We start from the raw sequence: 536 nt of genomic DNA, 5'->3' as shown, positions 1-536 counted from the left end.
CTGTTCCGTACCTTCGTGTCACACCGGCGGCTGCGCAGCAACAGCGAGTTGCCATCCGAACAGCTTCCAGAAGGTGCGGCGCCGGTCGGCGACCCGGCACTGCGGTTGGCACTGTTCGAGGCGCTGGGCAAGCTCTCGCCGCGCGACCGCGCGATCGTCGTGCTGCGGTACTGGGAAGACCGCAGCATCGAGGAAACCGCGGCCGTACTCGGCGTCCGAAACGGGGTCGTGCGGACCCGGAGCTCCCGTGCGCTGCAACGGTTGCGTGCCCTTCTCGGCAACGACATTCAAGAGTTCGCCGAACAGTAGGAGGCACGAATACTCATGGGATTCGATGACGAGCTGCCTGACCGCTTGCGCGGCGGCGTCGACGGGCTGCAGCCGGACGTGTCCCGGTTGGTGTCTGGGGGGATGGCACGTGGCAAGCGCATGGTGCGGCGACGCCGGATCGTCCAGGTGGTGGCGGCCGGCGCGACGGTCGCGGTGCTGAGCGGAGTGGCGTACGCCGCGCCGTGGAACGGTGTGGGCGGTAACCA

At 68.3% G+C, this 536-nt stretch carries 2 protein-coding genes; both read left to right on the top strand.

The features are described from left to right. Positions 1 to 309, top strand: a 309-nt coding sequence (locus ACYVF6_RS40965) for a sigma factor-like helix-turn-helix DNA-binding protein (RefSeq protein ID WP_460530566.1), incomplete at its 5' end; no start/stop codon positions are given. 15 nt (positions 310 to 324) lie between these two features. Then, positions 325 to 536, top strand: a 212-nt coding sequence (locus ACYVF6_RS40960) for a hypothetical protein (protein WP_460530563.1), incomplete at its 3' end; no start/stop codon positions are given.

It is taken from the genome of Flindersiella endophytica, assembly GCF_054779015.1.
The sequence above is the reverse complement of the archived record's forward strand: the minus strand, read 5'-3'. Positions and strand labels throughout refer to the sequence as shown.